Origin of the sequence: Azospirillum sp. HJ39 (assembly GCF_041507355.1) — a bacterium.
Lineage (GTDB): Bacteria > Pseudomonadota > Alphaproteobacteria > Azospirillales > Azospirillaceae > Azospirillum > Azospirillum thiophilum.
This window is the reverse complement of the sequence record NZ_CP167911.1, coordinates 1,219,769-1,238,774: the sequence shown is the minus strand read 5'-3', so window position 1 is coordinate 1,238,774 and position 19,006 is coordinate 1,219,769. Positions and strand designations below refer to the sequence as shown.

Annotated in this window: 23 protein-coding genes; 14 read left to right on the top strand and 9 right to left on the bottom strand. The window is 69.1% G+C overall.

Translation table 11 applies throughout. The features are described from left to right. Window positions 1–156: 156 nt before the first annotated feature. The 4 genes from flgF to flgH are packed head-to-tail and all read left to right on the top strand — an operon-like array spanning window position 157 to window position 3,308. Complete coding sequence (gene flgF, locus ABMY26_RS19150; RefSeq protein WP_372398763.1) at window positions 157–879, top strand: flagellar basal-body rod protein FlgF; 723 nt, start codon at window positions 157–159, stop codon at window positions 877–879. A gap of 31 nt (window positions 880–910) precedes the next feature. Further along, window positions 911–1,696 carry a flagellar basal-body rod protein FlgG gene (gene flgG, locus ABMY26_RS19145; RefSeq protein WP_372398762.1) on the top strand — a complete coding sequence of 262 codons (786 nt, stop codon included), beginning with the start codon at window positions 911–913 and terminating at the stop codon, window positions 1,694–1,696. 48 nt (window positions 1,697–1,744) lie between these two features. Next, the gene (gene flgA / locus ABMY26_RS19140) at window positions 1,745–2,530 is read left to right on the top strand and encodes a flagellar basal body P-ring formation chaperone FlgA (RefSeq protein WP_372398761.1); all 786 of its coding nucleotides are present in this window, start codon (window positions 1,745–1,747) and stop codon (window positions 2,528–2,530) included. A gap of 13 nt (window positions 2,531–2,543) precedes the next feature. After that, complete coding sequence (gene flgH, locus ABMY26_RS19135) at window positions 2,544–3,308, top strand: flagellar basal body L-ring protein FlgH (protein WP_372398760.1); 765 nt, start codon at window positions 2,544–2,546, stop codon at window positions 3,306–3,308. Between the two features lie 140 nt (window positions 3,309–3,448). Here flgH and ABMY26_RS19130 read toward each other — a convergent pair whose 3' ends face one another. Beyond that, window positions 3,449–3,640: a hypothetical protein gene (locus tag ABMY26_RS19130; RefSeq protein WP_372398759.1), complete on the bottom strand. Its 192-nt coding sequence runs from the start codon at window positions 3,638–3,640 to the stop codon at window positions 3,449–3,451. A gap of 193 nt (window positions 3,641–3,833) precedes the next feature. Here ABMY26_RS19130 and ABMY26_RS19125 point away from each other — a divergent pair, with 193 nt between their 5' ends. Beyond that, the gene (locus ABMY26_RS19125; protein WP_372398758.1) at window positions 3,834–4,979 is read left to right on the top strand and encodes an ATP-grasp domain-containing protein; all 1,146 of its coding nucleotides are present in this window, start codon (window positions 3,834–3,836) and stop codon (window positions 4,977–4,979) included. Here ABMY26_RS19125 and ABMY26_RS19120 read toward each other — a convergent pair. From ABMY26_RS19120 to ABMY26_RS19105, 4 genes are all read right to left on the bottom strand, one after another. Then, the gene (locus tag ABMY26_RS19120; RefSeq protein ID WP_372398757.1) at window positions 4,967–5,194 is read right to left on the bottom strand and encodes a DUF6494 family protein; all 228 of its coding nucleotides are present in this window, start codon (window positions 5,192–5,194) and stop codon (window positions 4,967–4,969) included. The genes ABMY26_RS19125 and ABMY26_RS19120 overlap by 13 nt on opposite strands. Window positions 5,195–5,284: 90 nt before the next feature. After that, a complete protein-coding gene (locus ABMY26_RS19115) occupies window positions 5,285–6,832 on the bottom strand; it encodes a radical SAM protein (RefSeq protein ID WP_372398756.1) in 1,548 nt (515 codons plus the stop codon). Between the two features lie 244 nt (window positions 6,833–7,076). Beyond that, on the bottom strand, window positions 7,077–7,496 hold the full coding sequence (gene dksA / locus ABMY26_RS19110; protein ID WP_012974451.1) for an RNA polymerase-binding protein DksA: 420 nt from the start codon (window positions 7,494–7,496) through the stop codon (window positions 7,077–7,079). A gap of 201 nt (window positions 7,497–7,697) precedes the next feature. Continuing rightward, on the bottom strand, window positions 7,698–8,123 hold the full coding sequence (locus ABMY26_RS19105; protein WP_045580369.1) for a flagellar assembly protein FliX: 426 nt from the start codon (window positions 8,121–8,123) through the stop codon (window positions 7,698–7,700). A gap of 230 nt (window positions 8,124–8,353) precedes the next feature. Between ABMY26_RS19105 and ABMY26_RS19100 the strand changes: the two genes are divergently transcribed. The 6 genes from ABMY26_RS19100 (at window position 8,354) to ABMY26_RS19075 (ending at window position 13,922) form a co-directional block, all read left to right on the top strand. Beyond that, entirely contained in the window at window positions 8,354–9,499 is a 1,146-nt protein-coding gene (locus ABMY26_RS19100) for a flagellar basal body P-ring protein FlgI (RefSeq protein WP_045580370.1), read from the top strand. Beyond that, a complete protein-coding gene (locus ABMY26_RS19095) occupies window positions 9,499–9,870 on the top strand; it encodes a rod-binding protein (protein ID WP_045580371.1) in 372 nt (123 codons plus the stop codon). The genes ABMY26_RS19100 and ABMY26_RS19095 overlap by 1 nt, the downstream gene beginning before the upstream one ends. Then, window positions 9,863–10,372 (top strand): flagellar basal-body protein, encoded by a 510-nt coding sequence (locus ABMY26_RS19090; protein WP_372398754.1) that lies wholly within the window; start codon window positions 9,863–9,865, stop codon window positions 10,370–10,372. Before ABMY26_RS19095 ends, ABMY26_RS19090 begins: the two co-directional genes overlap by 8 nt. A gap of 343 nt (window positions 10,373–10,715) precedes the next feature. Then, window positions 10,716–12,566 (top strand): flagellar hook-length control protein FliK, encoded by a 1,851-nt coding sequence (locus ABMY26_RS19085; RefSeq protein ID WP_372398752.1) that lies wholly within the window; start codon window positions 10,716–10,718, stop codon window positions 12,564–12,566. 71 nt (window positions 12,567–12,637) lie between these two features. Beyond that, complete coding sequence (locus ABMY26_RS19080; protein WP_372398751.1) at window positions 12,638–13,378, top strand: flagellar hook assembly protein FlgD; 741 nt, start codon at window positions 12,638–12,640, stop codon at window positions 13,376–13,378. Window positions 13,379–13,589: 211 nt separating this feature from the next. Further along, complete coding sequence (locus ABMY26_RS19075) at window positions 13,590–13,922, top strand: DUF1153 domain-containing protein (protein ID WP_045580375.1); 333 nt, start codon at window positions 13,590–13,592, stop codon at window positions 13,920–13,922. A gap of 59 nt (window positions 13,923–13,981) precedes the next feature. Here ABMY26_RS19075 and ABMY26_RS19070 read toward each other — a convergent pair whose 3' ends face one another. After that, complete coding sequence (locus ABMY26_RS19070) at window positions 13,982–14,593, bottom strand: TetR/AcrR family transcriptional regulator (protein WP_372398748.1); 612 nt, start codon at window positions 14,591–14,593, stop codon at window positions 13,982–13,984. A 158-nt stretch (window positions 14,594–14,751) separates the two neighbouring features. Between ABMY26_RS19070 and ABMY26_RS19065 the strand changes: the two genes are divergently transcribed. Then, window positions 14,752–15,195 (top strand): MaoC family dehydratase, encoded by a 444-nt coding sequence (locus ABMY26_RS19065; RefSeq protein WP_372398747.1) that lies wholly within the window; start codon window positions 14,752–14,754, stop codon window positions 15,193–15,195. Window positions 15,196–15,280: 85 nt separating this feature from the next. Here ABMY26_RS19065 and ABMY26_RS19060 read toward each other — a convergent pair whose 3' ends face one another. Then, window positions 15,281–16,369, bottom strand: coding sequence for a TRAP transporter substrate-binding protein (locus ABMY26_RS19060; protein ID WP_045580378.1), 1,089 nt, complete (start codon window positions 16,367–16,369; stop codon window positions 15,281–15,283). Window positions 16,370–16,419: 50 nt separating this feature from the next. On the opposite strand from ABMY26_RS19060, the gene ABMY26_RS19055 reads away from it, so the two are divergent. Continuing rightward, window positions 16,420–16,725: a hypothetical protein gene (locus tag ABMY26_RS19055; RefSeq protein WP_372398745.1), complete on the top strand. Its 306-nt coding sequence runs from the start codon at window positions 16,420–16,422 to the stop codon at window positions 16,723–16,725. Window positions 16,726–16,898: 173 nt separating this feature from the next. Next, the gene (locus ABMY26_RS19050; RefSeq protein ID WP_372398744.1) at window positions 16,899–17,045 is read left to right on the top strand and encodes a hypothetical protein; all 147 of its coding nucleotides are present in this window, start codon (window positions 16,899–16,901) and stop codon (window positions 17,043–17,045) included. A gap of 111 nt (window positions 17,046–17,156) precedes the next feature. On the opposite strand, the gene ABMY26_RS19045 is transcribed toward ABMY26_RS19050, so the two are convergent. Together ABMY26_RS19045 and ABMY26_RS19040 are read right to left on the bottom strand one after the other, a co-directional pair. Next, window positions 17,157–18,032: an S-methyl-5'-thioadenosine phosphorylase gene (locus ABMY26_RS19045; RefSeq protein WP_372398743.1), complete on the bottom strand. Its 876-nt coding sequence runs from the start codon at window positions 18,030–18,032 to the stop codon at window positions 17,157–17,159. Between the two features lie 63 nt (window positions 18,033–18,095). Continuing rightward, on the bottom strand, window positions 18,096–18,734 hold the full coding sequence (locus ABMY26_RS19040) for a rhomboid family intramembrane serine protease (RefSeq protein WP_372399036.1): 639 nt from the start codon (window positions 18,732–18,734) through the stop codon (window positions 18,096–18,098). Between the last annotated feature and the right edge of the window lie 272 nt (window positions 18,735–19,006).

Here is a 19,006-nt window from a genome sequence, read left to right as displayed (position 1 = left end):
CCCGGCATCCCCTGCCCCACCCGGCGGGAACGCCCCGGCCTTGCCCGGTTTCCTGCGGTTCGGTGTCCTGGCCGGAACTGGCACGCCGCATGCATTGTCCTTTTCGCCGGTCGGACGGTTCCGCCCGATCAGTTCGCAAGGTGAAGAGGCCGCAAGATGGAAAATTCGATCTACGTCGCCATGTCGCGCCAGATGGCACTGCAACGCCAGCTGGACGTCACCTCGAACAACATCGCGAACATGAACACGGCCGGCTACAAGAACCAGCGGATGCTGTTCACCGAATTCGTCGAAAGACCGGGCCTGCACGAGAAGGTCAGCTTCGTCCAGGACCGCGCCGTGGTGCGCGACCTGTCCAACGGCGCCATGACCCAGACCGGCAACCCGCTGGATCTGGCGCTGACCGGCCAGGGATACTTCACCGTCGATACCGCCAGCGGCCCGCGCTACACCCGCGCCGGCAATTTCCGCCTGAACGACCAGCGCCAGATCGTCGATGCCGGCGGCCTGCCGGTCCTGGCCAACAACGGCCAGCCGCTGGTCATGCCGGCCGGCACCAGCGACGTCAAGGTCAGCGGCGACGGCACCGTCGCCACCGAGCTGGGGCCGGTCGGCAAGCTGAACATCGTCACCTTCAAGAACGAGCAGCTGATGACCGAGGTCGGCAACGGCCTGTACGTCACCGACGAGGAGCCCGAGCCCGCCCCGGTCGAGACGAAGGTGGCACAGGGCTTGCTTGAAGGTTCCAACGTAAAGCCCGTGGTCGAGATGACGCAGATGATCGAGGTCCAGCGTCAGTACATGTCCGCCCAGCGGATGATGGACAACGAACACGAGCGCATCCGCACGATGATCCAGAAATTGGGCCGCAGCGTCTGACGCCGCCCGACGACGAGAGGAGAAGACCATAATGCGCAGCCTCGCCATCGGCGCCACCGGCATGATCGCCCAGCAGCTCAACGTCGAGACGATCTCCAACAACATCGCCAACTCGACCACCACCGGCTACAAGAAGCAGCGGGCCGAATTCCAGGACCTGCTGTACCAGAATTTCCGCCGCATCGGCTCGACCTCGTCGGATGCCGGCACCGTGGTGCCGACCGGCGTGCAGGTGGGTGCCGGCGTGCGCGTCGCCGCGGTGGCCCGGGTGCTGGAACAGGGCAACCTGAACATCACCGACAACAAGCTGGACGTCGCCATCAACGGCTCGGGCTATTTCCAGGTGACGCTGCCCAGCGGCGACACCGCCTACACCCGCGCCGGCAACTTCAAGCTGTCGCCGGAAGGGGTGATGGTCACCGCCGACGGCTATCCGGTCCAGCCCAACATCACCATCCCGACCGATGCGGTCGACATCGCCATCAACTCCTCGGGCGAGGTGATGGTGAAGCTGGACGGCCAGACGGCGACGCAGAATGTCGGCCAGATCCAGCTGAGCACCTTCGCCAACGCCGCCGGCCTGGAGGCCACGGGCGACAACCTGTTCCTGGAAACGGGCGCCTCGGGCCAGGCCGTGACCGGCAATCCCGGCGCCCCCGGCTTCGGCCGCATCACCCAGGGCGCGCTGGAGACCTCGAACGTCAACGTGGTGCAGGAGATCACGACCCTGATCACCGCGCAGCGCGCCTACGAGATGAACTCCAAGGTCATCAAGACCACCGACGAGATGATGCAGCAAGCCAGCCAGATGAAGTAACGCCGCCCCCCGGTCCTTCCTCTCGGCCTCAACTCGGGAATTGCCGCCATGACCCGCCCCGCCAACCGCCCCGCCAGCCTCTCGGCCACCCGCAGCCTCTGCGCCCTCCTGCTCGGCGCCGCCCTGATGACCGCTCCGGTCGCCGGGCTGGCCGCCACCGCGGCGGGCGTGGCCGCCGCCCCGGCCCCCGACCTCGTCTACGGGATGCCGCACGTCGAGGCCGTGCTGTCCGACGCGCTGTCGAAGGTGGTGACGCTCGGCCGGCTGCAGATGGAGCTGGACACCCGCGTGGCGGAACTGCGCGCCCCCCAGGGCGGCGGCGGGCTGGCGGTCGAGAATCTCTATTACAGCCCGGTGCAGGGCCGCTTCGCCGCCGAGGTGGTGGTGACGGGGACCGCGGTGCGCCTGCCGGTGTCGGGCCGCGCCTTCGGCGTGGTCCAGATCCCGGTGCTGACCCGCCGCGTCATCCCCGGCGACATCATCGGGCCGGGAGACGTCGACTGGCAGGACGTGCGCGCCGACATGACCACCAGCGACACCGCCGCCACCGACGCCCAGCTGATCGGCATGACGCCGCGGCGCGGCATCTCCACCAACCAGGCCGTGCGCCTGCGCGACCTGCAGTCGCCGCGCATGATCGACAAGGGCTCGCTGGTCACCATCACCCTGACCACGCCGGCGATGACGCTGACCACCCAGGGCAAGGCCCTGCAGGACGGCGGCCGGGGCGAGGTCATCCGCGTCGTCAACATCCAGTCCAACCGCATCGTCGAAGCGACGGTCGCAGGCCCCAACGTCGTCGCCGTGGCAAAGCCCGGCACCATCGCGCAGTGAGGAGAAATCTCCAATGACCGCCACCTACGCCACCAGCCTGCTCCGCGCCGCGATGGTCACGACCGCCGCCCTGTCCCTGACCGCCTGCGGTGCCGCCTCGCGCATCGCCGACATCGGCAAGGCACCGGAACTGTCCTCCATCCAGGATCCGCAGGCCAGGGCCGGCTACCAGCCGGTCAGCCTGCCGATGCCGACCCCGCTGCCGACCGAACGCAACCCGAACTCGCTGTGGCGGACCGGGGCGAAGGCCTTCTTCAAGGACCAGCGCGCGGCCAAGGTCGGCGACATCCTGACCATCAACATCTCGATCGACGACAGTGCCAAGGTCGCCAACGAGAGCAAGCGCTCGCGCGCCAACAGCGAAAAGGCCGGCATGCCGAATCTGTTCGGCCTGGAGGCCGGCACGCTGAGCCGCGTGCTGCCGGCCGGCGCCTCGGCCTCCAGCCTGGTCGACCTGTCGAGCGACACCAGCAACGACGGCAAGGGCTCGGTCAACCGCAACGAGCAGATCGACCTGAAGGTGGCGGCGCTGGTGACCCAGTCTCTGCCCAACGGCAATCTGGTCATCCAGGGCCGCCAGGAGGTCCGGGTCAATTTCGAAGTCCGCGACCTGCAGATCCACGGCGTGATCCGCCCCGAGGACATCACCGCCCAGAACACCATCAGCTACGAGAAGATCGCCGAGGCCCGCATCTCCTACGGCGGCCGCGGCCAGATCAGCGACGTCCAGCAGCCGCGCTACGGCCAGCAGCTCTACGACATCATCATGCCGTTCTGAGGCGGTTTCCGACGGACAGGCGGCGGCCCGGATCCCACAGCAGGGGGAACCGGGCCGTCAGGCTGTCCATCGGACGACGGGACATTTCTGCCGACCGGGCGGTTTTGCCGGGCCGTTTCCGCCGCCTTGCGGTGGATGCGTCAGCCGGCCGGGCGCTTGCCCATCCGCTGGCCCTCACCCTGGCCCTCACCCTGGCCCTCACCCTGGCCCTCGTCCTCCCCGCCGGCCTCGTCGCCGCGGGCCGCGTTGATCTGATCGAGCGTGCGGCCGCAGCCGGTGCAGACGTCGCCGTCGATGGCGCACATGCCGAGGCAATCCGGATCGTCGCTCATGCGGTGGGGCTCCCCTGGCGGACGGTATCGACGGTGCCATCCCTAGACCAAAGGCGGGGACCGCTCAATGCCCTCCCCGATGGCGGCGGCTCCGACGGGCGCATGTCTGTCGTTCGATGGAACGGAGGCGGTTGCCGTGGCCATCTCGACGGGCTAGACCTCTCCATTCCTTCCCTCAGCACAAAGCCCCCGAATGCCCACGGCACTGCTCGTGTCCAGCGCGATGTACCGATTCGGCACCGCCCGGATGCCCGTCGCGTTGAAAACGGCAGGCTTTCGCGTCCATGTGGTCTGCCCGAAGAACTCGCTGCTCCTGTTCAGCGATTTTCTCGATGGCGGGATCAGCTTTTCCTCGTCGTTGACAGCCGACGATCTCGCCATCACCGCGGCGCGCGCCGCGGCGGAGGCGCAGGCCGACATCGTCATCGCCTGCGAGGAGAGTGCCGCCGTGGCGCTCGCCGGTGCAGGGCGGCTGCTGGATCGCGTTCCGGCGACCGGCGCCGAAGCCTGGGGGCTGCGCGCCATCGGGGCATGGTACGGCGGCCCGCCGTGGGAAGCCTTGCGGTCGCGCTGCGTCGAGCGGGCGGCAGCGGCCGGCATCCGCACGCCTCGCCAGATCACGATCGAACCGGGCCGCACCGTCGCGGCCGACCTCGCCGGGCTCGGCACGCCTCTCCTGCTGAAACGCGATTACAGCTCGGCCGGACGCGGCGTGGTGCCGGTGGCCGACGCGCGGCAGGCGATCGAGCGGGCTTCGGATCCGGCGCTCCATAATCTGGACGGTACGCCGCCGCCCGCCGACTGCGGCCTCGTCGCGCAGGAGTTCGTGCACGGACGCGCGGCCTCGGTCTCGTTCGCCGCGCTGAACGGACGGATGCTGGCGGGCTTCACCTACACGGCCCTGCAGCACCAGCCGGCCCCCTTCGGCCCCGCATCGGTGATCGAGCTGGGCCATGACCCGGCGTTGCTGGAAACCGCCCGGCGGATGGTGGAGCTGGCGGGCTATTCCGGCTTCGGCGGAATCGACGCGATCCTGCCCGAGGATGGCGGACCGCCGGTGTTCCTGGAGTTCAACGGCCGCCCGACCCAGACCACCCATCTCGGCCGGCTGGCCGGGGCGGACCTGTGCCGGGCGATGGCCTCGGCGCTGGCAGGCCAACCCGTCGCCGCCGGGACCGCCGACCCGGCAGCACGGAAGACGGTGTCCCTGTTCCCGGCGGAGTGGATTCGCGACCCCTACAGCCGCTATCTGACCGAAGCCTATCACGACGTGCCGTGGAACGAGCGCCGGATGACCGCGGCGATCATCAGCATCACGCCGCAGCTTCATCCAGGCTGACCGCCCTCCCGCTCCAGCGACAGGTCGCCGGTGACCTCATGGATCAGGCCGATGCCGTCGACGGTCAGGACCATGCGGACCGGGAGCGACCCGACCCCGTCCAGCCGGCCTGACGCGAGGGCGCGGCCGACCGCCAGCTCGATCTCGCGCTGCGAGGTGACGCCGACCTGCTTCAGGAACTTGCGCAGGTCGAGGTTGAAGGTCTCGTTGTCCATGGCCTTTCCTCCGGGAGTTTTGGAGCCGCAAACCGGAACCCCCGGGGGAAGGCAATGGTTCCGCTCCATCTCCGCTCCGGCCGCCCGGCCTCATCCGGTGGCGGCGAGCGGGCCGGCTGCAGGCTGGCCGGCGGCGGCACCCAGCATGTGGCGGATCTGGGCGTAGCGGACCAGCGCCTCCACCACCTCCGCCTGGGCGTCGGGACGCCACTGCGCGGCGGACAGGGCGCCGAGGATCATCCGCTTTTCCGCCGCGCCCATTCCCGACAGGCGTTTCAGCACGCTGCGCAGCAGGGGCGGCAACGGCACGGGATGCGGCACGGAAGCGGAAGCCGCCCGCCCTCCCCCATAGGCGGCAAGGAAATTGGCAATCCGCCGGCTGTAGGCGGCCGGGCTGTAGATGTCGTCGCACAGCCGCGACAGCCCGTCGAGCAACTGCCGCCGGCTCATCCGCGCCGGAAGGATGTTGGTGGCGAAGGGGCTGGCCGCGCTCTGCCAGTCGGCGCCGGTCAGCCGCCCTTCCGCCGCCAGCCGGTCATGCAGCGGCGTTCCCGGCGGCGCCACCAGGGCGCCAACCGACAACACCGGGACGGCCTGGTCATGGATGAAGCCGGCCAGCCGCTCGAAGATGTCCGGCCCGTCGGCGTCGAAGCCGACGATGATGCCGCCCGACACCGCGATCCCCTGCGACAGGATGGCGGCCAGCGAGTCGGCGGTCGACTGGTACAGGTTCTGGCGCTTGCCGGCCTGGCGCAGGCTGTCCTCGTTGATCGTCTCGATGCCGATGAAGACGCTGTCCAGCCCGGCCGCCTTGCACGCCGCCATCAGGTCCGCATCGCGGGCCAGATCGATCGACACCTGGGTCATGAAGCGCACCGGCGCGTCGGCATGCGCCTCGTTCCAGCGGCGCAGGGCCGCCAGCATGTCATGCGCGCGGTTGCGGTAGACGGTGAAGTTGTCGTCGGCCAGGAAGACCCGGCGATAGCCGTGGCGGTGCAGCACCTCCAGTTCGGCGACCACCTGTTCCGGATCCTTGTGGCGCTGCTTGCGGCCGAGATACTGGATGACGTCGCAGAAATCGCATTGGAACGGACAGCCGCGCGAGGTCTGGATGGCGCCCAGGTTGGCGCGGTCGTTGGGATAGAGATCCCAGCGCGGCACCGGCGACCGCCGCAGGTCGGGCCGCGTCCCCTCGTAGCGGTCGCGCGGACGCCCGGCGGCCAGATCGGCGAACAGCTCCTCGGCGATGTCCTCGATCTCGCCGGTCACCAGCACGTCGGCATGGGGCCGCACGTCGTCGGGGCTGAGCGAAGCGTAGGAGCCGCCGATCACCACGCGCCGCCCCAGCGCGCGGTAGCGGTCTGCCAGCTGCAGCATGCGGTTGCGCTGCGACACCTTGCCGGTGATGGCGACGATGTCGGCATCGCCGCCGCCATCACCGGCGGTGGGATGCTCCGGCAGCGGGGTCAGCGCCTCGTCGGTCAGGCGGATGTCCCAGCCGGCCGGCACGAAGGCGGCCAGCGTCGCGGTCGACAGGTCGGCCACACTGGTGCGCCCGCCCAGCCCCCAGGCCGCGAAGACGTCGGCGGTGTGGTAGCTGGGGAAATCCGCCGCCGGGTTGATGATGTGAATGCGCACCGGCGCCCGCTCCCGTTCCGCCAATCGTCCTGCCGGACCGGATTGGATTAGGGACCGGACAATCGTGCCGTGGCAAGAGCCTGATTCGGCAGGGATACCGGGCGGCGGGGGCGGCGGGGGCGGCCCGTGCCGGCCGATGCCACAAGGGATTGCACCGGCCGCGAACACAGGAACCCCTTCCCCCGACGATGGACATCGGGGGATCGGACCGGCATGGCAGGACCGCGCCCGGCCGGGCGCGGCCTCAATCGTCGCGCTGGGTGCGTTCCATCCGCTCGTGACGCTCCTGGGCCTCCAGGCTCAGCGTCGCGATCGGGCGGGCGTCCAGCCGGCGGACGGAGATCGGGTCGCCGGTCTCCTCGCAATAGCCGTAGCTACCGTCGACGAGACGCTCCAGCGCCGCATCGATCTTGGAGATCAGCTTGCGTTCGCGGTCACGGGTACGCAGTTCCAGCGCGCGGTCGGTTTCGGCCGAGGCGCGGTCGGCGATATCCGGTTCCTGGATACCGCCTTCCTGGAGGCTGTTCAGCGTGCCGGTGGATTCCGCCAGCAGTTCCGCGCGCCAGCGCAGCAGCTTCTGACGGAAATACTCCCGCATGATCGGGTTCATGAACTCCTCGTCTTCCGACGGGGAATAGTTCTGGGGCAGAAGCGGCGACGTCATCCGAAAGCATCCAGCGAAAAAGGGGTGATCCGGGCGGCGCGGAGTATAGGGACGCAAGGTCGGGACCGCAACCCTATGGTTCGCCCCCGGAACGACCGAACAAGCCCTTGGAATAAAAAAGATTTGTGACCGCGGCAAATCCGCCGCCGCAACTGCGGCGCGCGCGGGGGCGCGCCTGGCGGCATTGCGGCCGCCCGGCGGTCAGGAGGTGAGCTTCGCAAGCTCCACCTGCGCGCGCAGGTCGATCTCGTCGAGGATCTCGGCGAGGTTGGGGTCGTCCACCTGGGCGCGGCGGGTCTGGATGACCTTGGCCAGATCGGTCAGCTTCTGCACCGACAGCGTGCCGGACAGCAGGCCGTGCTGGATTTCCTCCAGCCGGTCCAGCATCTCCTCCGCCCGCATCTTGCCGCGCGACGCCCGCGCGGTGGCGTCGTCGGTCGCATCGACCTCCTGCACGGCCAGCACGCCGGAAACCCCGCCGGTGGCGGCGGTGCCGCTGACGCCGTGGGCAGAGCCGGAGTCTCCCACCAGCTGCTTGGAGAACGCGGCGCCGGACGAGCCTTCGGCCTTGCCGGTGCGGCGGACCGAACCGCTGCCGCGTATGTTTCCGGTGCCTTCGACTTTCATGATCCGTGCAACCGTTTGCAGTAAAGGATGCGTAAACGCGCGCACTGTAGATGGATCAACCTTAACATCCGGTCAAGGCTTGCCGCAATCGGGCAAAAATTGCCGGCCGGCTGTGACCGAAAGGCGCCATATTGCGGGCGTTTTTCAGGGCAAGGGCTGAAAGCCGCCATCCACAGCCACTGGCACGGCGTTTGTATAGGGATGGGCACGAGTTCAGGAGTGCCCGCGTCATGACCCCCACCGCCCTTCGCCTTGCCGGCCGCCGCGTCCTTGTCTCGCTGCTGTCCGCCCTGCTGGCGCTTTCCCTCGCGGGGGCGGCACCGGCCGAGGCCGCGTCCGCCCGTATCAAGGACATCGTCGATGTGGAGGGGGTGCGCGACAACATGCTGATCGGCTACGGGCTGGTGGTGGGCCTCAACGGCACCGGCGACAGCCTGAACAACTCGCCCTTCACCGAACAGAGCCTGACCGGCATGCTGGAACGGATGGGCGTCAACACCCGCGGCACCAACATGCGCACCAAGAACGTGGCGGCGGTGATGGTGACGGCGACCCTGAACGCCTATGCGGCGCAGGGAACGCGGATCGACGTCACCGTGTCGGCGATGGGCGATGCCAAGAGCCTGCTCGGCGGCACCCTGCTGGTCACCCCGATGATGGGCGCCGACGGCGAGGTCTATGCCGTCGCCCAGGGGCCGATCGCGGTGTCGGGATTCTCCGCCCAGGGCCAGGGCGCCAGCGTGACCCGCGGCGTGCCGACCGCCGGCCGCATCTCCTCCGGCGCCATCGTCGAGCGCGAGATCCAGTTCTCGCTGGCCGAGCTGCCGGTGCTGCGGCTTTCCTTGCGCAACCCCGACTTCACCACCGCCCAGCGGGTGGCGACCGCCATCAACATCCAGCTGCGCGGCAACCGCGCCCAGGCCACCGACCCGGCGTCGGTGCTGCTGAACGTGCCGGACGCGCGCCGCGGCGACATCGTCGGGCTGGTGACGGAGATCGAACAGCTGCGCATCACCCCCGACCAGGTCGCCCGCGTGGTGGTGGACGAGAAGTCCGGCGTCATCGTGATGGGCGAGAATGTCCGCATCTCCACCGTCGCCATCGCCCAGGGCAACCTGACCATCCGCATCACCGAGACGCCGCAGGTCAGCCAGCCCGGCCCCTTCAGCCAGGGGCAGACCGCGGTGGTGCCGCGCACCGACATCCAGGTCGACGAGCAGTCCAACAACCGGCTTGCGGTGATGAATGCCGGGGTGACGCTGCAGGAGTTGGTACAATCCTTGAATGCTCTCGGAGTGGGACCGCGGGACATGATCGCCATTCTCCAGTCGATCAAGGCCGCCGGAGCCCTGCAAGCCGAGATCGAGGTGATCTGATGACCATGAGCCCCGCCATTTCCGCCGCTTCGGCCCCGCCCTCGCTGGTGGAGCGTGCCCAGGCCGCCGGATATGGCGTGCGGACCCTGGCAAGGATTTCCGACCTGGAGGCAAAGGTGGACCCGGCAAAGCTTGCCCAGCTGCGCAAGTCGGCCACCGAATTCGAGAGCCAGTTCGTGTCGCAGATGCTGGGCCCGATGTTCGAAGGCATCGGCACCGACGAAACCTTCGGCGGCGGCCGTGGCGAGGAGATGTTCCGGCCGATGCTGATCGAGCAGTTCGGCAAGCAGATCACCCAACGCGGCGGCTTCGGCATCGCCAATCAGGTTTACCAAGAGCTTCTTCGCGCCCAGGAGGCCAGCCATGGATAAGGTCGACGTCCGTTTCCCCCAACAGGCCAAGCCTGCCGCCAACCTGCCGAAGAACGCGCAGGAGCGCGCGGTCGCGCTGGTCGACCTGATGGGGCGCCTGACCGCCGTGCTGGAGCGCGAGGCCGCCGCCGTCCGCGCCCGCCGCCCGGCCAAGGAGCTGGCCCAGATCGGCAAGGACAAGCAGCCGATGACCCTGGTCTACGAGGAGGTCTCCCGCCTGCTGCGCGTCGACCGCGACGGGCTGATGGCCCTGCCGGCGGAGCTGAAGGCCGCGCTGAAGGACGCCACCGCCAAGCTCTACGCCGCCACCGCCGACAATGCCGAGGCGCTGCGCGTCGGCGGCGCCGCCCAGAAGATCATGGTCGACACCGTCGTCGGCGTCATCAGCCGCCAGCAGAAGGCCCCCTCCACCGCCTATGCCGCGCATATGGGCGGCGGCCGCGGCTATTCCCCGCCGCCCAGCGGCCCACGCACCTCCGCGGCGCTCAACACCCGCCTCTGAACCGGGAGCCCCGGACCGGGAGGCTTCGACCGGGACGCCGCGTCCCCTTCATCCGTGACTGCCGAACCGTTTCGGAAGGCCGCCCCCAACCATCGGGGCGGCCTTTTCTTCGCCTGCCGTGGCACGGCCCATGTAAGGCGCGGCAAGAAAGGCCAGGGGGCCCGGCGGATTTTGCCGGCCCGGCCGGCGCAACGGGGCGGGAACTGCCGACCGGCCCCGGCCGGGGAGCGCCGCGACGGTGCTCCGGCACGCTGTCCGGATCGATGCCCGGATTGGCCCGCCGGTTGCATCGGTCCTGTCGCACCGCCGTCGGTGCGCTCCGCCGTCCCCGAGAGGCCGTTCCATGGACATCCAATCGAACAACATCGCCGCTTCCTTGTTCGACGGTCTCGCCCAGTCCCAGCAGACCCAGGCGACGACGGCCAAGAGCGACCAGTTCTCCAAGATGATGGACCGCATGCTGGCCGAGGCCGCCGCGCGCAAGCGCGAGCAGGCCGAAGACGCAGCCCGCGAGGCGGCAGCAGCGCGCAGCACAGCGGCACGCGATGCAGCCCGCTCCGCCGCCGACGACGCCAGGGACGCACGCGAGGCCCGCGCAGCCGACGCGCAGCGCAAGGCACCGGTGCGGGCCGAGCCGCGCAACGACCCGGGCCGGGACCGCGCTCTCCAGGCCGCCCGTTCCGATGCCGACGACGCGGACGCCGCCCGCCGGCCGGACGCAACCAAACGGCAAGCCGACGGAACCGACGACCGCACCGCCCAGGCCCGGCGCGACGACCGCAAGCCGGCCGCGACCGACAAGCCCGCCAAGCCCCCGGCAAAAACCGACGCGGCAAAAACCGCCGACGGCACGGATGCAGCCGGGAAGACGACCGGCGACGCCGCCGCTGCGGCGCCTGCCGACGGCACCGGACAGCAGGAGGCGGAGGCCGCCGCCGCCGATGCGGCCGGCAGCGGCGATCCGTCGAAGGAGGACGCTGCCGCGGAGGAACAGGCCGCGGCACCAGCCGAGCCCGAGCTGGTCCAGCAGCCGGCCCAACCGCCAGCCCAACCGCCGGTCCCGCAGGCCAGCGACCTGATCCTTGCCGGGCTGGCGCCGGGCGCCCAGCCCGCAGCCGGGAATCCGGCCGATGCCGGGAACCCGGGCAGCAGCGGCGCGGCCGGCGGTGCGAACGGCGCCGTCGACCCGGCAGCCCAGCTGGCGCAGGCACAGGCCGCTGCCGGTCAGGCCGGCAAGGCCGCGGCTGGCGACGCCGGCCGGGTCGACGGCCAGACCGCCGCCGGCGAGGCCGCCGCCGCCCAGGCCGGGACTGCCGAAGCCGACTCCGCCGAGGCCGACGGCTCGTCGGCCGAAGCCCTGCCCACCGAGGACGGGCCGCTGCCCGACCGCTTCGCCGACCTGCTCGCCGCCGCCAAGGCAAAGAACGGCAGTGCCAAACAGGGCGGCTCCGACGGCGGCGGCAATGGCGGCAACGGGCGCAGCGATGCCCAGCCCCAGGCGATTCCGCAGCCGGGTCCGCCCGCTGCCCCCGCCGGCCCGGTGGCGGAGACGGTCGCCGCGGCCAAGGCCGCCGGCGCGCTGGAAGGCGGCCTGGAGGGCGTCGGCGCGGCCGGCGCCACGGCCGGCAGCGGCTCCACCGCAGCGGCCGGGCCGCATCTCCATCCGGCGCTGGCGGCGATGGAAGGCGTCCACACCATCGCGGCAGGCGTCGACCAGCCCCATGCCTCGGCGACCCTGCGCCCGTCGCGCGGCAGCGCCGGCATGCCGATGGGCGTCCAGGACCAGATGGCCGTCCACATCAAGAAGAATGTCGGCGACGAGGTGGACCAGTTCACCATCAACCTGCACCCGGCCGAACTGGGGCGGATCGACATCAAGCTGGACATCGGCGCCGACGGCCGGGTCAGCGCGATGGTCGCGGTGGAAAAGGCGCAGACCCTGGAACTCCTGCAGCGTGACAGCCGCGGATTGGAACGGGCCTTGCAAGACGCCGGACTGCAGACGGACTCCAACAGCCTGAACTTCAGCCTGCGCGGCGAAGGCAACCCCTTTGCCAATGACGGGCGGGGAGACGGACGGGGAGGATCGGGCCGGCGCGGCCGCGGCGTCGGCGGAAGCGGCGACGAGGAGGCGGCCGACGGTGCCGTCTACACCGCCACGCTCGGCAACGGGCGGCTGGACATCCGCGCCTGACGCCTCCCCCGGCCGCGGCCGGCGAGCGCAACCGAGACACAAGGCCAGAAGGGCCATAGAGGACGACCGCCATGACCACGACCGATCCCACCACACCGACCCTGAACCAGTACGGCACCTATTCGGGCGGGAAGTCGACCGGGTCGACGACGTCCAACACCAAGGCTCCTCAGACCGATGCCGACAAGACCGCCACCGCCACGAAGGGGCTGGGCGACAATTTCCAGACCTTCCTCACCCTGCTGACCACGCAGATGAGGAACCAGGATCCGCTGAAGCCGCTCGACACCAACGACCTGACCAAGCAGCTGGTCGACTTCGCGAACGTCGAGCAGAACATCGGCACCAACAGCCGCCTGGACAAGCTGGTACAGTTGCAGGGCGCCGGCACCGCCTCCACCAACCTCGCCTATCTCGGCCGCCTGGTCGCCTTCCAGGGCGACACCTTCCAGTACGCCAGCGGCATGACCCAGGCCCCGCTGGGCTACGAGCTGGAAACCTCGGCCAAGTCGGTCCGCATCGACATCATCGACGCCAAGGGCAACATCATCCGCTCCATGAAGGGCGAGACCACGGCCGGCACCAAGCATTCGGTCAACTGGGACTTCAAGGACAACGACGGCCGCGCGGTGCAGCCGGGCAGCTACCGCATGAACGTCGCCCCGGTTGCGGAAAACAAGGACGACACCATCAAGGCGACCACCTACACCTTCGGCACCGTCGCCGGCATCGGCACCAACAAGGATGGCGAAACCGTGCTGAACATCGGACCCAACGAAGTCCCGCTGTCGAAGCTGACGACGGTCTACTGACCGGGATGCGGGGGGACGGCAAGGCCGCCCCCGTCCCGCGCTGCCCCGCCCCCTGTCCCGCTCCCTGCCCCGCCCCGCCCCGCCCCGCCCTTTCGGAGGAGGCCTTATCCACAATAAATCATTAACTCTATCGTTTAGCCATTTGTTAAGTGCCGGCGCCTAGAGTACCCCGAAATCGTGGAATCCACAGTTTGGGTTGGAGCGTCCGCGCATGGCACTCGTAGAACTCGACATCGGCGACGACAGCGCAGCCGGTGCATCGGTCATTGGCCCCGAAGGGCGTCCCATGACCGAAAACGACCTTCCCCCGCCCGACACCAAGCGTTGGGTGATGCGCCGCAAGGCGGAAGTGGTCGCCGGCGTCCGTTCGGGCCTGATCAGCCTGGAGGAGGCCTGTCGCCGCTATACCCTGTCGGTGGAGGAATTCCTGTCCTGGCAGCGGCTGATCGACAGCCACGGCATGCGCGGCCTGCGCGCCACCCGCCTGCAGGACTACCGTCCCGGCCAGCAGCCCGTCCGCGACCGCCTCACCGTGGCGGAATAGCGCAACAGGCAGAGCGACACCGATCCGACGCCGCAGATCCCTCTGCGGCGCTCCCGCCTTCAGGATTGGCCCGCCTTCAGGATTTCCCGACCGGCAGTTCCCGCGCCACAGGCCCTGTCGATGAGGGCCGCCGCCGCGCTCGCCACCGCCCCGTTGCCTGCCCCCAGATCCAAAGCCCGGCCGGCGGCATAGGCGCCTTCCATCAACAGCTGCAGCTGCGCCGTCAAACGCTCCGGATCCTCCGCGCCCGCGGCGGCGGCGAGCGCACGCAGGCGGTCGCGGACCATGCGCTTGTGCGCCACCGCCAGCGCATGCGCCGGGTTGGCAGGATCGCGCAGCTCGGCAGCGGCGCTGGTGAAGGGACAGCCCTGGAATTTCGGATGGTCGATCCAGTGGCCGAGCGCCGTGAACAGCGCCTGCATCTGGGCGCGCGGGTCGCCCGGATGGCGGGCGGTCACCCGGTCCCACCAGGCCGCATGCTCGGCGGCGCTGCGCTCCAGATAGGCGCAGACCAGCTCGTCCTTCGATGCGAAGTTCCGGTACAGACTCATCTTCGCGACGCCGGACCGGGCGATGACCGTATCGACTCCGACCGCGCGGATGCCGTCGCGGTAGAACAGCTCCGCCGCCGCGTCGAGAATCCGCTCGCGCGCCGGCTTCTTCACGGTCACGGTTTCTTCCATCCCAATCCCCGCCTTTTGGCAGCCGGCCCGGCCAAGCCGGCGGTTGACAATGATACAGACCTGTCTCACTCTGAAAGCGATGAGACAGGTCTGTATCATAGACCGTCGGCACAGGCCTGACCACAACGACGAACGGAGCCCGGGGGATGCGCTATTTCGAGGATGTCACGGTGGGCGACCGCTTCACCGGCGGACCGCTGAGCGTCGATGCGGCGGAGATCGTCGCCTATGCCCGCCAGTTCGATCCGCAGCCCTTCCACCTGGATGCCGACGCGGCGAAGGACACGCTGTTCCGCGGGCTGGCGGCCAGCGGCTGGCACACCGCCGGGCTGACCATGCGGATGATCGTCGGCAGCGACGCCCGGCTGGCCGGCGGCTATATCGGCATGGGGGTCGACCAGATCGGCTGGCCGCGGCCGACCCGGCCCGGCGACGTGCTGCGCATCGAGATGGAGGTGCTGGAGGCCCGGCGCTCGGCCAAGCGGCCCGACCAGGGCATCCTGCGGGTGAAGACCACCACCCTGAACCAGGACGGCGAGGTCGTGCAGACCATGATCGCCAACCTGCTGGCGCCCGGCCGCCCCGCCTGAAGACAATGGCCTGAAACACAAAGCCCCCGCGACCGGTCGGGTCGCGGGGGCCTTGAGCGGGAGACTCTTCCGTCGGCGCCTGCCGTCAGCGCTTCAGGCCGGCGGTGAAGGCGAAGTTGTCGAAGGAGTTCTCGGCAACCCGGAACCACAGATATTCCTCGTCGCGGAACTTCTTCCACGGCTCGTAGATCTTGGCGAACTTCGGGTTCGTCTTGGCGGTTTCCTCATAAAGCTCGGTGGCGGCCTTGTAGCAAGCCTCCATCACGTCGCGCGGGAACGGGCGCAGCTGGGCGCCGCCGGCGACCAGACGGCGGAGCGCCGCCGGATTCTCGGCATCGTACTTGGCGTTCATGGTCAGGTTCGCCTCGAAGCAGGCGGCCTCCAGGACGGCCTTGTACTGCTTGGGCAGCTGTTCCCACTGCTGCTTGTTGACCAGCAGCGAGACGTTCAGCCCGCCTTCCCACCAGCCCGGATAGTAGTAGTACTTGGCGACCTTGTTGAAGCCCAGCTTCTCGTCGTCGTACGGGCCGATCCATTCGGCGGCGTCGATGGTGCCCTTTTCCAGCGACGGATAGATGTCGCCGCCGGCAATCTGCTGCGGCACGGTGCCCAGCTTGGCCAGCACCTGCCCGGCGAAGCCGCCGATGCGGAACTTCAGGCCCTTCAGATCCTCGACGGTCTTGATCTCCTTGCGGAACCAGCCGCCCATCTGCACGCCGGTGTTGCCGGCCGGGAAGTTCATGACGCCGTAGCCGTCGAAGAACTCGCGCAGCAGGGCCATGCCGCCGCCATTGTAGATCCAGGCGTTCTGCTGGCGGGCGTTCAGGCCGAACGGCACCGTCGCGTCGAAGGTGAAGGTCGGGTCCTTGCCGACATAGTAATAGCTGGCGGTGTGGCCGCACTCGACCGTGCCGTTCTGCACCGCGTCCAGCACCTGCAGGCCGGGGACGATCTCGCCGGCGGCAAAGGGACGGATGGTGAACTTGCCGTCGGTCGCCGCGGCGACGCGGGCGGCGATGGTGTCGGCCGCGCCATAGATGGTGTCCAGGCTCTTGGGGAAGCTGGACGCGAGGCGCCAATGGATCTCCGGCTGCGACTGCGCGATGGCGGGAGCCGCCAGCGTGCTGGCGGCGACGCCGACGCCGGCCGAGGTCAGGAAGGAACGACGCTTCATGAACGTTTCCTCATCGTTATGGCCATGACGCCTGTTGCGGATGGCGCCATTTGCCGAACAGCGGACACTATAGTGGCCGAACAATCCTAGAAATCGAAGCAGGCATCCGGCAATTCTTCAAATTGCATGGCTTCCATTCCACAGCCGGTCCGCAGCTTTTCCATTCCGTGGAAAACACCGCCCAGGCGCATTACAGCACCGGCAACGGATCGCCGCTGCCGCTGCCCGGAATTACAGAAGCGTTGCATCGCAGGACGGCGCGAGCATTGGCGATTGTTCCGGACAACCGCCATCTGTCGCATCGATCAACCGCAAAACCGTCTTGCCGTCGCCCGAATGGTTACGTGTACCGATGATATATGCGACGTCCGGTGAGGGTCACACCCCTACTTTCGTTCAGGGGGTACAGGCCGATAGCCCGTCCAGGCGCCCTCGCCAAGACCTTTGCCATTGGCAAGTGTTTTCCGCGCGCACAAAAGCGAGCATGCAAAATTACATGCAACTTACGTCGTGCAAACGGCAGGGGTGCTTGGCATGGTTGCCGGGCGGTCGGGGCGGTGGACCGGCCACCGCCCGCGCCGCTCTGACGGAGGGAACGAGGATGAATCAGATCCTCACTCTCCTGATCCTGCTGTTGCAGCTGCTCAAGCTGGTGCTCGAGTATCTGAACCGCTGATCGGGCGGGCGTGCCGGGGGTAACGACCCCGTCACGCCTTCCCCGAAAATAGTGCTTTTCCGCGTTGTCGGCAATGTCCCGCAAGATCTCCGGGCACCGCGGCGCTCCGGCTCAGCCCAGCGCCCGCTTCACGATCAGCGCCAGTTTTTCCAGCATCGCCGGGTCGCGGTGGGCAGGCGCGGTCATGATGGCGTTGTCGAGCGCGGTGTGGCAGCCCTGGGCGCACAGCCCCTCGCGCGTCGCGACCTTCGGGGCCAGCGCCGTCACCAGCGAGCGGGCCTTGCCGGCATTGGCGACCACCACCTTGATCACCGCATCGACCGAGACATGGTCGTGACCCTCGTGCCAGCAATCATAGTCGGTGACCATGGCGACGGTCGCGTAGCACATCTCCGCCTCGCGGGCGAGCTTGGCCTCGGGCATGTTGGTCATGCCGATGACGTCACAGCCCCAGCTGCGGTACAGATTCGATTCGGCGACGGTGGAGAATTGCGGCCCCTCCATCACCATGTAGGTGCCGCGCCGCTGGTGCGGGATGTCCAGCTCGACCAGCGCCTCCTCGATCAGGTCGCCGAGACGGCCGCAGACCGGATGCCCCAGCCCGACATGGGCGACCAGCCCGCTGCCGAAGAAGCTCTTCTCGCGGGCGAATGTTCGGTCGATGAACTGGTCGATCACCACGAAGCTGCCGGGCGGCAGATGCTCCTTCAGCGAGCCGACCGCCGACACCGACAGGATGTCGGTCACGCCCAGCTGCTTCAGCGCGTGGATGTTGGCGCGGAAGTTCAGCTCCGACGGCGGGATGCGGTGGCCGCGGCCGTGGCGCGGCAGGAAGACCAGCCGCCGGCCCGCCAGCTCGCCGGTCAGCAACGCGTCGGACGGGGCGCCGAAGGGCGTCGTCACCTCGACCCAGCGGGTGTTCTCCAGCCCGTCGATGTCGTAGAGACCGCTGCCGCCGATGACGCCCATGACCGTTTCGCCGCTCATTCCCCACCATCCCCCGCTGATTTCCGCGGGAGTATTCCGGGCATGTCCGGCAATTGCAACCGTTCAGGCGCCGCCCGGTGCCGGCCTGCCCGACCGTCCCGGCCGGCACAGCAGCGCCCCCAGCAGCAGCCCGGCGGCCAGCCCGCCCGCATGGGCGCCCCAGCCGACCTCCGCCAGCGGCGAATCGGCTGGCGGCGGCATCAGCACCATCGCCGCGTTCAGCAGCGCGAAGACCGCGATCGCTCCCTGGACCAGCTGCCGCAGCCAGCGCCGGGCCAGCGGACCGCGGCGCGGACGCAGCCACAGGAAGGCGCCCATCAGGGCACAGATCGCCCCGCTCGCCCCGATCAGCGGCGCCATGCGGTCGGTCGCCAGCACGCCCTCGGTCAAGGCCGCCGCCACCGTGCCGCCGGTGAACAGCAGCAGATGGCGGACATGCCCGGCCTCCCGCTCGACCGCATCGCCCAGCAGCCACAGCACCGCCATGTTGGAGGCCAGATGCGTCAGGTCGCCATGGATCAGCACATGGCCGAACAGCCCCCGCCACAGCGCCGCGGTCGGCAACGGGCCGGCCAGCTCGACGGTTCCGAAGAAATAGGCGGGGACGAAGGCGAAGGATTCCGGCGGCAGCCGTGCCACGAAGGCCAGGACGCAGAGCAGGATGACGGCACGGTTGGCATAGGGCGGCACCGGCGCCGTCATCACGGCCCCGCTCCCCCGCCCCTTCCCCTGTCCCTGTCCTTGCCCGCCCAGTGCCAGAGCCATCCCCCGCCGTCTCCGCGTCGATAAGCCTCACCCCAAGGTAGGACGGGGTATTTCGGAAAAACAGGCGCTTCCGGCGCGGCCCGGCCGCCTCCTATACCGGTCGGACGGATTGGAGCCGCCCCGCGCCGCTGACACAATGCCTCCACCAGTCGGCGAGGGCCCCTCCGCCGGGCACTCCGCCGGACAACGACAACCGGGGATGAAACGAC

Coding starts and splice junctions, on each gene's coding strand:
- flgF (WP_372398763.1), top strand. CDS start 157: ATGGAAAATTCGATCTACGTCGCCATGTCGCGCCAGATGGCACTGCAA.
- flgG (WP_372398762.1), top strand. CDS start 911: ATGCGCAGCCTCGCCATCGGCGCCACCGGCATGATCGCCCAGCAGCTC.
- flgA (WP_372398761.1), top strand. CDS start 1,745: ATGACCCGCCCCGCCAACCGCCCCGCCAGCCTCTCGGCCACCCGCAGC.
- flgH (WP_372398760.1), top strand. CDS start 2,544: ATGACCGCCACCTACGCCACCAGCCTGCTCCGCGCCGCGATGGTCACG.
- ABMY26_RS19130 (WP_372398759.1), bottom strand. CDS start 3,640: ATGAGCGACGATCCGGATTGCCTCGGCATGTGCGCCATCGACGGCGAC.
- ABMY26_RS19125 (WP_372398758.1), top strand. CDS start 3,834: ATGCCCACGGCACTGCTCGTGTCCAGCGCGATGTACCGATTCGGCACC.
- ABMY26_RS19120 (WP_372398757.1), bottom strand. CDS start 5,194: ATGGACAACGAGACCTTCAACCTCGACCTGCGCAAGTTCCTGAAGCAG.
- dksA (WP_012974451.1), bottom strand. CDS start 7,496: ATGACGTCGCCGCTTCTGCCCCAGAACTATTCCCCGTCGGAAGACGAG.
- ABMY26_RS19105 (WP_045580369.1), bottom strand. CDS start 8,123: ATGAAAGTCGAAGGCACCGGAAACATACGCGGCAGCGGTTCGGTCCGC.
- ABMY26_RS19100 (WP_045580370.1), top strand. CDS start 8,354: ATGACCCCCACCGCCCTTCGCCTTGCCGGCCGCCGCGTCCTTGTCTCG.
- ABMY26_RS19095 (WP_045580371.1), top strand. CDS start 9,499: ATGACCATGAGCCCCGCCATTTCCGCCGCTTCGGCCCCGCCCTCGCTG.
- ABMY26_RS19090 (WP_372398754.1), top strand. CDS start 9,863: ATGGATAAGGTCGACGTCCGTTTCCCCCAACAGGCCAAGCCTGCCGCC.
- ABMY26_RS19085 (WP_372398752.1), top strand. CDS start 10,716: ATGGACATCCAATCGAACAACATCGCCGCTTCCTTGTTCGACGGTCTC.
- ABMY26_RS19080 (WP_372398751.1), top strand. CDS start 12,638: ATGACCACGACCGATCCCACCACACCGACCCTGAACCAGTACGGCACC.
- ABMY26_RS19075 (WP_045580375.1), top strand. CDS start 13,590: ATGGCACTCGTAGAACTCGACATCGGCGACGACAGCGCAGCCGGTGCA.
- ABMY26_RS19065 (WP_372398747.1), top strand. CDS start 14,752: ATGCGCTATTTCGAGGATGTCACGGTGGGCGACCGCTTCACCGGCGGA.
- ABMY26_RS19060 (WP_045580378.1), bottom strand. CDS start 16,369: ATGAAGCGTCGTTCCTTCCTGACCTCGGCCGGCGTCGGCGTCGCCGCC.
- ABMY26_RS19045 (WP_372398743.1), bottom strand. CDS start 18,032: ATGAGCGGCGAAACGGTCATGGGCGTCATCGGCGGCAGCGGTCTCTAC.
- ABMY26_RS19040 (WP_372399036.1), bottom strand. CDS start 18,734: ATGACGGCGCCGGTGCCGCCCTATGCCAACCGTGCCGTCATCCTGCTC.